The sequence below is a fragment of the Arachidicoccus rhizosphaerae genome (genome assembly GCF_900107765.1).
Classification (GTDB): Bacteria; Bacteroidota; Bacteroidia; order Chitinophagales; family Chitinophagaceae; genus Arachidicoccus; species Arachidicoccus rhizosphaerae.
In genome coordinates, this window is the sequence record NZ_FNQY01000008.1 from 105,453 (window position 1) to 117,164 (window position 11,712).

At 44.1% G+C, this 11,712-nt stretch carries 10 protein-coding genes and 1 pseudogene; 6 read left to right on the plus strand and 5 right to left on the minus strand.

The genetic code is table 11. From position 1 onward, the window contains the following. Window positions 1–50 precede the first annotated feature (50 nt). The 5 genes from pyrF to BLU80_RS08580 all read left to right on the plus strand — a co-directional run bounded on the left by pyrF (window position 51) and on the right by BLU80_RS08580 (window position 5,872). Complete coding sequence (pyrF, locus tag BLU80_RS08560; protein WP_091396636.1) at window positions 51–857, plus strand: orotidine-5'-phosphate decarboxylase; 807 nt, start codon at window positions 51–53, stop codon at window positions 855–857. Window positions 858–1,034: 177 nt separating this feature from the next. Continuing rightward, window positions 1,035–1,580 (plus strand): hypothetical protein, encoded by a 546-nt coding sequence (locus BLU80_RS08565; protein WP_091396640.1) that lies wholly within the window; start codon window positions 1,035–1,037, stop codon window positions 1,578–1,580. Window positions 1,581–1,697: 117 nt separating this feature from the next. Next, entirely contained in the window at window positions 1,698–4,364 is a 2,667-nt protein-coding gene (locus BLU80_RS08570; RefSeq protein ID WP_211481799.1) for a S9 family peptidase, read from the plus strand. 167 nt (window positions 4,365–4,531) lie between these two features. Further along, the gene (locus BLU80_RS08575) at window positions 4,532–5,128 is read left to right on the plus strand and encodes a hypothetical protein (RefSeq protein ID WP_091396644.1); all 597 of its coding nucleotides are present in this window, start codon (window positions 4,532–4,534) and stop codon (window positions 5,126–5,128) included. 75 nt (window positions 5,129–5,203) lie between these two features. Further along, window positions 5,204–5,872, plus strand: coding sequence for a type 1 glutamine amidotransferase (locus BLU80_RS08580; protein WP_091396647.1), 669 nt, complete (start codon window positions 5,204–5,206; stop codon window positions 5,870–5,872). A gap of 81 nt (window positions 5,873–5,953) precedes the next feature. Here the strand turns inward: BLU80_RS08580 and BLU80_RS20210 are convergent. The 3 genes and pseudogenes from BLU80_RS20210 to BLU80_RS08600 form a co-directional block, all read right to left on the minus strand. After that, window positions 5,954–6,682 (minus strand): annotated as a pseudogene (locus BLU80_RS20210) (IS91 family transposase); the annotation flags it as partial. Continuing rightward, on the minus strand, window positions 6,682–7,164 hold the full coding sequence (locus tag BLU80_RS20090; RefSeq protein ID WP_139188111.1) for a tyrosine-type recombinase/integrase: 483 nt from the start codon (window positions 7,162–7,164) through the stop codon (window positions 6,682–6,684). The gene BLU80_RS20090 and the pseudogene BLU80_RS20210, both read right to left, overlap by 1 nt. A 162-nt stretch (window positions 7,165–7,326) precedes the next feature. Further along, the gene (locus BLU80_RS08600) at window positions 7,327–7,611 is read right to left on the minus strand and encodes a hypothetical protein (protein ID WP_091396660.1); all 285 of its coding nucleotides are present in this window, start codon (window positions 7,609–7,611) and stop codon (window positions 7,327–7,329) included. A gap of 482 nt (window positions 7,612–8,093) precedes the next feature. Between BLU80_RS08600 and BLU80_RS08605 the strand changes: the two genes are divergently transcribed. Continuing rightward, on the plus strand, window positions 8,094–9,284 hold the full coding sequence (locus BLU80_RS08605; RefSeq protein ID WP_091396663.1) for an RNA-guided endonuclease TnpB family protein: 1,191 nt from the start codon (window positions 8,094–8,096) through the stop codon (window positions 9,282–9,284). Between the two features lie 213 nt (window positions 9,285–9,497). Here the strand turns inward: BLU80_RS08605 and BLU80_RS08610 are convergent, their stop codons facing one another. Together BLU80_RS08610 and BLU80_RS08615 are read right to left on the minus strand one after the other, a co-directional pair. Next, window positions 9,498–10,175: a DUF922 domain-containing protein gene (locus BLU80_RS08610; RefSeq protein WP_139188112.1), complete on the minus strand. Its 678-nt coding sequence runs from the start codon at window positions 10,173–10,175 to the stop codon at window positions 9,498–9,500. Window positions 10,176–10,282: 107 nt separating this feature from the next. Next, the gene (locus tag BLU80_RS08615; protein ID WP_091396878.1) at window positions 10,283–11,677 is read right to left on the minus strand and encodes a dihydrolipoamide acetyltransferase family protein; all 1,395 of its coding nucleotides are present in this window, start codon (window positions 11,675–11,677) and stop codon (window positions 10,283–10,285) included. Between the last annotated feature and the right edge of the window lie 35 nt (window positions 11,678–11,712).

Sequence of the window (11,712 nt, forward strand, 5' to 3'; positions counted from 1 at the left end):
CCTTTTTTAAGGGCGTCTTTCTTATTTTTGGGTTCATTTAACTAAGATTCATGAATATAAAACAGCTCGCGGCAACGATTTATCAGAAACGTTCTTTTTTATGTGTAGGTCTGGATACAGATCCTGATAAACTGCCTGCCGGCTTCGCAAATACTGCGCAGGATATCATTCGTTTTAATAAGGAAATGATTGAGGCGACGCTTGATCATGCAGTTGCTTATAAAATCAACACGGCTTTTTATGAAGCCATGGGCATTAAAGGCTGGCAGATTATGGAAGAGACCCTGGCCGCCATTCCCGATACGCATTTTAGTATTGCGGATGCGAAAAGGGGGGATATCGGCAATACGGCCGCTCAGTATGCCAGAACCTTTTTTGAGACCTATCCGTTTGATTCAGTTACCGTTGCGCCTTATATGGGCAAAGACAGCATTCAGCCCTTTTTAGATTATACCGATAAGACAACCATTGTTCTTGGACTGACCTCTAATAAGGGAGCGGATGACTTTGAACGCTTACAACTGACAGGTGGACAGCAGCTCTATGAAAAGGTGCTTACCACGGTAGCCGGCTGGGGAAGTCCGGATAACTTAATGTTTGTGGTAGGGGCTACGCAAGCCGCTGCCCTTCAAAATATCAGAAAGCTGATTCCTGAACATTTTTTACTGGTGCCTGGCGTAGGAGCGCAGGGCGGTACCGTTGAGGAGGTGGCCGCTGCCGGTTGGGCCCCAAACTGCGGTTTATTGATTAATGTCAGCAGAGGGGTGATTTACGCCTCTAAGGAGGACGATTATCTGCAGGCAGCCCGACTGGCGGCTAAGGGGTATCAGGAGCAAATGGCCTCCGCATTCAAGTAATGAAAGCAGTAGCCGGCTGTTTTAAAAGCGCCGGCTAAAAAAACGGGCCTCTCACATTAATGGTTTCCTTTCCAGGGTATACTTCCTCTGAAATGTGCATACAGCTTTCTCAGGTTCAGGTGTCAAAAAAATCAGGGAAGGCAGTCTGCTATACAATGGATTAAAATGCTAAATGTAATGATAAAAAGTACAGGTTATAAGTTAAGCATGGCTTGGGTGCTGATCATTTCCCTCGGTGCCGCGGCCTTATTAGGTTGTCAGGGCCAGGATGAAAATAGACGGGAAAGCTCAGTTCAGGACAGTTCCGCTACTGCAAAGCGGCCCTCTGGTACCTCTTTTTCTGAAACGAGGACCCATGTTCATCAGGAGCTGCAGATCATCAGGTCTCACAATGACTCATTAATTGAAGTCACCGTAAAACAAGGCTCCATTCCGGATTCCATGGTCTTAAACCTGGATTATAATTATCAGCGCCTGCACGTAAAGGTTTTAAACGTAAAGGGAAAGGATTCCCTGATAGCCAACCTGCACGCACCGGGTAATCAGCGGAACCTGCGCTTTAACCAGATTCAGTTACCGGACGGAACGCTGGACGGTCCTTTTGGCAGAGAACTGCATTACAGGGCCCGTCTTGACGGAGACTATACCCTGATGCTGGGCAAAGATAATATGGCCGATGGCATCTTAAAAGGACCGGTGGTTATCTATCTAAAACTTCAATAAGAAGTAGAAGTAAGCGGATAAAAAAAGAAATATACACTTTGGAAGTACTGTGCCAATGGGTATAGTCACAATACTTCTAAAGTGTGCAATATAATAATAACTAAAATACAGTATTTTATGCTTATGAAGGGCAAGGACGCGGGCGTGATTCCATCCGGACTAAAAGGAGGTTATTCTAAAAAACAGCGCACGGGCGTTTTCCAGGCACTGCAGCAAAGAAAACAAAAGGTGTACGGCTTGAGTCTGATTTTAATGGCGGCTCTTTCCATAGGTCAGCTGCGGGCACAGGGGCCGGTCGCCTCTGGGGCGCAGCCGCAGTCTGTTTCCAGGGCCAATTATCAGCTGGCGGCTAAATTTTCTCCCGAAAGGCAAAAACAGATGGTGTTCTCAACCAGTGTAAATCCCCACTGGCTGGAAAATGGTGACCGTTTCTGGTATCAGTTTGAAACAAGCCAGGGAAAAAAATGGTACCTGGTGGACGCGGCTGCGGCCACTAAACGCCCCTTGTTTAATGAAGATAAAGTGATTGCTAAGGTAAGCGAAGTCGTACAGGAACCTTTTACTGCCCAGCATTTCCCCATCGATAGTGTAGAATTTCTGGAGAAGGAACATGCCATCCGCTTTCAGATACAGTCTAAAAAAGAAGTAACGGATGAGGACACTACAGAGGTGAAAACATCCGTGTCAGATAAGCACCGGAAAGATAATAAGGAAAACCAGAGCAAGGATAAGAAGACCCATAAAAAAGTCTATTATTTTCGTTATGATATTGACCGTGACGAACTGACGGAGCTGAAGGATTTTAAACGGAAAAAAGAGACCCAGTCCTGGGCCAATATATCCCCAGACGGCAAGACAGTGGTCTTTGTCAAACACTACAACCTGTATTGGATGGACAGGGCGAATTTTGAAAAAGCGCTGATCGATGATAAGGATAGCACCATTGTTGAACATCCCCTGACAACAGATGGAGAACTGTATTTTACCTATGGCAGGAATTCCAGTAATATCGGTACGGATAATGTAGAGATGGAAAAGGATAAGGATAAGCGGTCAAGGCCTTATTTATTATGGTCGGCGGATTCCAGGTATTTCGCCATGACCAGGGAGGATGACCGCAAGGTAAGTAAACTCTGGGTCGTTCATAATATTAAAGAACCCCGCCCGACCCTGGAGACCTACGCCTATTCAATGCCGGGAGATACGGCGCTTTCACTATATCATCTGTTGGTTTTTGACATGACCAGTAAAACGCAAAAAGAAATTGATGCGCATGCCTATAAGGATCAGACGCTTAGCATTCAGGGGAAGCCTTATCAGTCCTCAGACAGGGATAAGCCCTATGTGCCGCTGATCTGGTCAGCAGATGCCACGCATTTTTTTGTAACCCGTCAGAGCCGGGATATGAAAAAAATTGATGTGCTAAAAGTGGACGCGGTCACGGGTCAGGTTAAAACCCTGATTGAAGAAAGAATGAATACCTCCCAGGAAGCCAAAAATGTTGGGGTGATTGACGGCGGTAAGGAACTAATAGAGTGGAGCGAACGCAGCGGCTGGGCCCAGTTTTATCTCTATGACGGTGAGGGGCATCTGAAAAACCAGATCACGCCGGGCGGCTTCCATTGTAATGATATAGAAAAAATTGATGAGGCGGCTCGTGTATTATATTTTACCGCTAATGGCAAAGAACAAGGGGAGAATCCGTATTATATGCACCTGTACCGGATTAATTTTGACGGTTCAGGATTACAGTTACTCAATAAAGGGGACTTTGACCATGATATCAGCATGAGCGACTCCAAAAGGTTTTTTGTGGACAATTACTCCAGGGTGAATACGGTCCCTAACGCCGTGCTTAAAAACAGCCAGGGTAAAAAGATTATGGAACTGGACTCCGCTGATCTGCATCAGTTATTTGCTGCCGGTTATCAATTCCCGGAATTAGTAAAGCTGAAAGCCGCCGATGGTATCACAGATCTGTATGGGGTACTCTATAAGCCCTTTGATTTTGACAGTACTAAAAAATACCCGCTCGTGGAATACGTCTATCCCGGACCGCAGACCGAAGCTGTCCAGACGACTTTTACCAGGGTAGCCGACCGGACAGACAGGCTGGCTCAGATTGGCGTAGTCGTATTAACGGTAGGCAATAGAGGAGGTAGCCCGATGCGCTCTAAATGGTATCATAATTACGGCTATGGAAACTTAAGAGATTATGGGCTGGCGGATAAAAAAGCGGCGGCGGAACAAATAGCGAACCGTTACCCTTATATTGACATTAACCGGGTGGGGATCCATGGTCACTCAGGAGGCGGTTTTATGACAGCGGCAGCCCTGTTTACTTATCCGGATTTCTTTAAAGTAGGGATCTCTTCTTCCGGGAACCACGATAACAGAATCTATAACAACTGGTGGAGCGAGAAACATCACGGAATAACCGAAAAAATAAATGATAAAGGAGATACCAGTTTTGTCTTTAAAATTGCCACTAATCCAGAGATCGCGGCTCATCTGAAAGGGCATTTACTGCTGACCACAGGGGATGTGGATGACAATGTCCACCCCGCCAATACAATACGGGTGGTCAATGCTTTAATTAAAGCCAATAAGCGCTTTGATCTGGTGGTGCTTCCCGGACAAAGGCATGCCTATGGTGATATGGAAGAATATTTTTTCTGGCGTCTGGCAGACTATTACAGCCAGTGGCTGATTGGCGATTTTTCCCATTCCGCTCAGGTGGATATGCTGGAGGCAAGTCAGGATAAAGCACTCAGTGATGATTAGCAGCACCATGAGGCGTTAGAACAATTATATTTAAAGGAGATCCTAAATGGCCTCCTTTTTTAGTCGTTAAAAGGGGGCCAATAAAGGAGATGAACCGTAGACAATTGGCATTTAAATTGTAATTTTACCCGTATAGAACCTGATTTTTTGACCAATATCTTTATACCATGGAAACACAGGAATTATTACAGCAGGCAATAGAAAAATTCAGTCATGGGGCAGACAGCTCTGAGATCCGTCCGGGACGTAAAAAGTTTCTGGATACCATCACCTGTGCAGATGATAAGGAAGGTTTAAGAATCATTGAAACCATTGGTTCCGAGAGAAACAATATGGTTATTTTAGCCGGAAAAGACCAAAACGGCAGTTCAGGGGTGGTCTCCTTTTCCTTTGTCAGAAAGGAAGGGTATTTTGCGATTCAGGTCATCTCTACCATTGCGGAATTTATTCCTTCAGAACAAGTGGTCATCGGCTTTAAAATGGAAAACGGGAAGGAAGTGATTACGGGGTTTGTATTCCCTCCGGTGAATGTAGAAGGCACACATTACTGGGCCAATTACGCACAACTGGCACCGGAAGATCTGGCAGCTTTTATGGAGTCTGCGGTGGTGGCCTGGCAAATGAAAAATAAGCTCAATAATCATCATTTAGAAAGTGATTTTACCATACTGGCTACCGATATCCTGCCACAATCCGAAGCTAAATATTTATTACAGTCCATGGCAGTAGCCATCGCTAAAGATTATTTGGTAAGTAAAGCATAAGTGTTTTGTAAAATTTCAAAGACCGGGTCCCTTGCCCGCTTTACCCTGGTAATAAAAACCTGATTCATCATTAGCATGTCGACTGCAAAAAAAGCGCATTATCTGCAACATGTAGCCTTTGAAGGGCTGGGTTATATCAAGGAGTGGTTGGTTCAAAATAATTTTGAGCTGACTGGTACTGAATTTTTTAATTCTGCTTACCAGCTGCCGGACCCAGCTGATCTGGACATATTAGTCGTAATGGGCGGCCCCATGGGTATATACGATGAGGCGCATTATTGCTGGTTAACCAAAGAGAAAGTCTTTATAAAAGATTGTTTAAATAAAGGGGTAAAGATATTGGGTATCTGTTTGGGGGCGCAGCTGTTAGCGGACGCTTTGGGTGCCGGTGTGCATGCGGCCCCCAATAAGGAAATCGGCTGGTTTAAGATTGAACCGGATTACAGCCCATCACTGAATAACACTGCTCAAAATGCAGCAGATTCTTTGTTGCACGCATTGTTGCAAACTGTGTTTACGGACGGCCCGGTTGTCTTTCACTGGCATGGTGATCAGTTTGATTTGCCGCCCGGTTGCCAGGGAGCACTGCGGACAGAGGCCAACGCCAATCAGGCCTTTACCTATAAAAATCAAGTACTGGCCCTACAGTTTCATCTGGAAGTAACCCCTCAATCACTACGTGGAATGCTTAGCCATGGAGCTAATGAATGGCCGGTACATCCTGTCTTGACCGCTAATATATAGTAAATATGTAAGAAAAGCATGGCTCAAAGTTCAGCAGTAATCCTAGGATTCTGCGTAACTTTACAGTTGCGATCACCCAAAGGTATACCTTCCCAGATATTCAATAGCTGAATGAACTGATTTAAATGGCCGTTTTGCGTACACCACCCAATTCTTGCCAAAGAGTTCATTCTTCAATTCCTTCGGTACATGCTCTGGCAGCGCAGCTTCCAATTCTTCAATAAACCTAGCTCTAAAGACCTTGCTCATGGCTATGACAGAAAATAGGTACTTCCCCTTATTTTTAGTAGACACCCATCTTCCGTCCTTCGTAAGCCCACCTCCAGGTATTATGCAATGGAGGTGCGGGTGTAAGTTCATGGTCTGTCCCCATGTGTGCAGAATGGAGATCATGCTCGTCTGCGCACCCAGCCAATTTTTGTCATGTCCAAAGGTAGTTATTACACTCCAAGCGGTTTTAAACAAAATGTCATATACCACTTTAGGCTTGTGTAAGCAAAGCCGATTTAAAGTATCTGGGAGGGTAAATACTACATGGAAATGGGGCACCGGGAGGAGTTCCTCCTCCCGGGCCTGAATCCACTCTACTCTATTTATCCCCTGACACCTGGGGCAGTGCCTGTTCCTCTACGAATTGTAGGATACCTGTATGTGCCCACAACTGGTACATCCATCGACATGACCACCTAAGTCACTAGTTCTACATCGCCTGATTGCATTAAGCGTCCTTAGCTGCCAGCTATTATACCTATGCTGCAACTGTGCCCAGCATTCATTTAGAATGTCGGCTACTTCATATTTAGGAGCCATTACCTTACATTGAACAATTGATCCACAGGAGTTACGATTTTCTGGGCGGGTATCGATACCAGTTTAAGGTAAACCATAGTGGTTTTGATGTCAGAATGTCCCATGTATTCCTGTACTACAGGTAAAGGGACATGACTCTCAACAAGTAGCATTGCATAACTATGGCGAAGACTATGAGCCGACACATTTTTGGCAATGCTAGCAGCCTTTACAGCCTCTTTTAGGACACGATTGATGCTTGCAATGGAAATAGGGATACCCGAACATGTTAAACACTCAAATACAAATTTCGTGGGGTTCCAGTATTCAAAATGCGTCTTTAGCCTGCTGAGAACACCCTTACCAATTGGGATACTGCGATCCTTTTTCCGCTTACTACAACGAACGTGCAATCTAGACCGCTCCAAATCAATGTCGCTAACCTCCAGTGCAGGGACTTCGATGATCCGCAGGCCACAACCCAGCATCAATGCAATTACCAAAGCATAGACCTTATTAGGAATGAGAGGCTGCAGTAAGCAGAGCCTTAGCTTCTGTTATATTAAGAACGGTCGGTAATTTTTTCTCATTGGGCAGCTTCGGCAGTTTGAACTGCTCGTAAGGAAGGTCATAAATCCGGCATGCGGCGCGCAGGGCATGAACAGTCAAAAAATAAATGTTTTGGAAACGCCCTCAGATTTTTTCTTTAAGAACAAATAATCGGTCACTTGCTCCGATGAAAGGCGGAGTGGGTTTTCGTTAAAATGTAAAGCGATATGGGCCAGATGCCGAACATGATTTCCATATGTACTCTCGGACTTGCCGTTAATCACTACATACTTTTCAAGTCTGACTTGTAAATCCTTAAAACCGCCTACAATCGCCACAGCTCTGTCAATAATAGTAGCTCTTTTAGGCCTTCCTGGCCTAACCGTAGTGGAATTTTGCATTATTAAAGTTTGAGTTTTAAAAAAGCACTACGTATTTTATGGAATGCTTTACACGAGTGGCAATATCCATATTATATTAATACTCGCTTAGCTCATCAAAGATTTACAATAGAAAAAGTTATTCAGAAAAAAAATAAAACATAAGACTTGTAATGCTTGTATCAATTGTCACTATTAGGACTTTAACAAGCTGACTTTCAGTAGATTGAATTTAATTAGCAAAAAATAATAGATAATACTAAATAAATAATTATTTTTTACTCAAATAATTTGGCTCGTTCATTTCTTTATTGCACCTTTGTAGTAGTCATTCAGTTAAGTATTTGCCTAGAAGAAAAAGATGCTTCACTGAATAAGAGTTTGCCGCTTTGCCAATAGCAATAGCACTATAAAAACAGATTAAATCATGTGGTGCCATAAAGAGTAACCTATGCTCTTATGGAGTCCAGCAGGTAATTTATTACCCTGAAAGATTATTGATTATGACTAAACCATGTTTAAAAGCATTTAAGTTCCGGATCTACCCCAATAAGGTGGAGAGGACCTTTTTTGCCAGGCAGTTTGGCTGTAACAGGTTTGCTTTTAACTACATGCTGGAACATAATAATACATTATACAAAGAGGAGAAAAAGCATTTAGGCTATTTTGAGATGACCGCCTTGCTGCCTGCATTAAAAAAGCAGGAGCAGACCAAGTGGCTGGCAGAAGTAAATGCCCAGTCACTACAACTTGCTGTCAAGGATTTAGATACCGCCTTTAAGCGTTTTTTTGATAAAAAAAGCGAAAGGCCAACCTTCAAAACCAAGCATGACCGCCAATGTTTTAAGGTCGCTCAGGACTTTAAGTTTGAGAATGGTAAATTATGGTTACCTAAGCTGAAGACCTGGATAAAAGTAAAAGTCAGCCGGGAAGTTATCGGTAAGATTCTGTACCTGCATATCTCTAAGACAGTAACCGGTAAATACTATGTATCCTTTACTGTTTCCGGGACAAATGAAACATTTGCCCCAACCGGTAAAAGTATTGGCCTGGATCTCGGGATCAAAGACGCGGCAATCCTGTCTGACGGGACCCGTTATGAGAATATAAAAACACTGAGCAAATTTGAAAAGAAATTAAAATACGCACAACGACAACTGTCTAAGAAACAAAAGGGCAGTAAGGCAAAAGAGAGGCAACGTAGAAAAGTAGCCATTCTCCATGAAAAGATTAAGCATTTAAGGCATGACCATATAGAGAAATTGACAACAGATATTATTAAGAACAACGATAAGATTTTTTGTGAAGATCTCGCAGTTAAAAACATGGTCAAAAACCATAAGTTAGCCAAATCCTTATCAGATGTAAGCCTGGGCTCCATTGGCGCCAAGCTGGAATACAAGGCTGAGTGGCATGGCCGTGTATTTTTAAAAGTGGGCCGCTTTTTCCCATCCAGTAAGACCTGTTCCAGCTGTGGGTGGATTAAAGAGGACCTTACTTTAAAAGATAGAGCGTGGACTTGTCAGCTGTGTGACTCACATCATGACCGGGATATTAACGCAGCCAAAAATATTTTGGCTGAAGGCTTGAAAAAATTAAAAGACCTGTCTGTGTGCGGTGCGCACTCGGACAATAAACAAAAACAGGGTGAGACGCCTTCGTTGGAAGAGCCTATGACCCCTGAAAAACCTTGAGTATAACTTATTGTAGTATAATTATTTATACTCGATAAGCTGCCGTAGGTTTAGTACAATACATCCTATATTCAGACCCCGGAAGAAATTGTAGCGGGTAGTGGTAATATTAGAGCCTGTAATCAGCTGTTGCAACGTATTTTAAATCGTTGGTTGTTATAATAGCTATTTCTTTCTTTCTCTCTCTATCTTTGGCTTTTCTATCCTGCGCATTTATTGGTACCTCAGATCACTGGCTTTTGGCGCGTCATCCTCCGGTGGCAGGGTTTGAGAGATATACTGCCCTTCATAGGGCGGGAGCGCCGACAGGGTTGCCTGAATATTTTCATTCCATTTTGCCTGGTTGGCTAAGAGGAGGCCGTGCAGGGTCTGTCTTTCATAAATCTGCTGGACTTTGGACAGTTCCTTATTCATAATGGTCATGACCTTTGCTATTTCCGCCTGAAAATTATTGGTGAACCTGATCTGTTTTAATTGCTGATATGTTTTTCTGGTATATATCTCGTTGAGATCAAAATGTCCTTGTTCATGCTTTAATAACCCGCTGTCCTGAAGGGCGTCCGCCGAAACCCAGGATTTGTTATAACTGAACCGGTTGGTCATGGAAATTTTCAGCACTCTTTGCAGATCCGTATTGCTGACGCTGACCTCTACACCGGGCTGGCTGCTGGTAACGGCACCTACGGATAAGGTCTGTTTTTTTCTGGCCGGCTGGACGACCCTGAAATTATCAAAAGTCAGCCCGGAAGGGCTCCAGTTTACGTCACGCGTCGAATCAGTGAATTGGGCCTTGCCCGTATTAAACAGCAGCAGGGTTAAAAATAACCCTGCCATGCAATATAAAATGCCTTTTTTTATAGATGGATGGGTTCTTTTAGTAATGATGGACATAGCTATTAGACTAAGTTTATTACCGCAAGTTACATGCAAAATCCACATCTCAGAACCGGCCCCGGTCGAATTAGGAACTTATATATAAAAAATTATAATAATTTAGGTTAATATTTTTTATTTAAGTCCCAATTTTCAATTTCCTTGACAACTGCATCCAGGAACATGGACCCCATTGCCCCGTCAATAATGCGGTGGTCATAGCTGAGCGATAAAATCATGATATGACGGATACCAATGGTGTCTCCCATAGGCGTTTCTATCACCACCGGTCTTTTTTTAATAGTACCAATGGCCAGGATGGCCACCTGGGGCTGGTTGATAATGGGCGTCCCTCCCAGACTGCCAAAGCTGCCCACATTGGTCAGCGTAAAAGTGCCTTCCTGGGTGTCAGCCGGCTTCAACTGGTTATTACGTGCCCTAAAGGCCAGATCATTAACCGCTTTACTAAGCCCCACCAGGTTCAGATGATCTGCATTTTTAATGACCGGAACAATCAGGTTGCCCGAAGGCAGGGCGGTAGCCATACCAATATTGATACTTTTTTTAATAATAATCTGGTTGCCGTCTACGGAACTGTTGATGAGTGGAAAGCGTTTGATGGTTCTGGCCACACAATCCACAAACAGAGGGGTAAACGTTATTTTCGTCTTTTCCCGGGCTTCAAAGTCCTTTTTGACTTTTTCTCGCCACTGCACCATATGGGTAACATCCACTTCCGCAAAACTGGTGACCGTGGCATAGGTATTCTGACTGTCTTTCATGTGTTTGGCAATCAGTTTACGCATCCGGTCCATTTCAATGACCTCGGTTTCTCCGCTGAAACTACTCATTGCGGATGTGCTGCTGCCAGCCGGCTTAGAAGCCGTGGGAGGGGAGACTGCACTTGTAGCCGGGGTGCTTGCGGGCACAGCAGCTCTTGCTCCCAGATAATTCAGTAAATCTTTTTTAGTGAGCCTACCTTCATTACCGGTTCCGGTAATACGGGCAAGTTCCATCGGATCTATGCCCTCTTTAGCGGCAATACTCATGACCAGGGGAGAATAAAATCCGTTATTGCCCTGCTGGTTATGGGTTGTTGGAAGGCTCGAGGAGTCGACTACGGGCAGATAAGGCACGGTAAGTTCAGCGCCCGGTGCCGGTGTCTCGGAGGCGTTATCTTCATCCTTAAAAGTGTCCTTTGAGGAGTCTTGCGGTATTTTTTCGCTGATTTCTCTTTTGGCCGTTTCTGAATCTGCTGTATCTGTCAGATCGGCTGTCGCATCTGATTCAATCAGCGCAATGGTTGCCCCTACCGGAGCGACCTGGTTTTCTTCAAATAATACTTCTTTTAATATACCACTCACGGTAGAAGGCACTTCGCTGTCCACCTTATCGGTGGCAATTTCCAGGACCATTTCCTCTTCCTGGACCTGATCTCCTGGTTGTTTTAGCCATTTAAGGACCGTTGCTTCTATTATACCTTCGCCGAGAGCCGGCATTTTCAGTTCAATTAACGCCATAAATAATTTTTTGTGCCTGGATATAGCAGTTGTTG

Coding starts and splice junctions, on each gene's coding strand:
- pyrF (WP_091396636.1), top strand. CDS start 51: ATGAATATAAAACAGCTCGCGGCAACGATTTATCAGAAACGTTCTTTT.
- BLU80_RS08565 (WP_091396640.1), top strand. CDS start 1,035: ATGATAAAAAGTACAGGTTATAAGTTAAGCATGGCTTGGGTGCTGATC.
- BLU80_RS08570 (WP_211481799.1), top strand. CDS start 1,698: ATGCTTATGAAGGGCAAGGACGCGGGCGTGATTCCATCCGGACTAAAA.
- BLU80_RS08575 (WP_091396644.1), top strand. CDS start 4,532: ATGGAAACACAGGAATTATTACAGCAGGCAATAGAAAAATTCAGTCAT.
- BLU80_RS08580 (WP_091396647.1), top strand. CDS start 5,204: ATGTCGACTGCAAAAAAAGCGCATTATCTGCAACATGTAGCCTTTGAA.
- BLU80_RS08600 (WP_091396660.1), bottom strand. CDS start 7,611: ATGCAAAATTCCACTACGGTTAGGCCAGGAAGGCCTAAAAGAGCTACT.
- BLU80_RS08605 (WP_091396663.1), top strand. CDS start 8,094: ATGACTAAACCATGTTTAAAAGCATTTAAGTTCCGGATCTACCCCAAT.
- BLU80_RS08610 (WP_139188112.1), bottom strand. CDS start 10,175: ATGTCCATCATTACTAAAAGAACCCATCCATCTATAAAAAAAGGCATT.
- BLU80_RS08615 (WP_091396878.1), bottom strand. CDS start 11,677: ATGGCGTTAATTGAACTGAAAATGCCGGCTCTCGGCGAAGGTATAATA.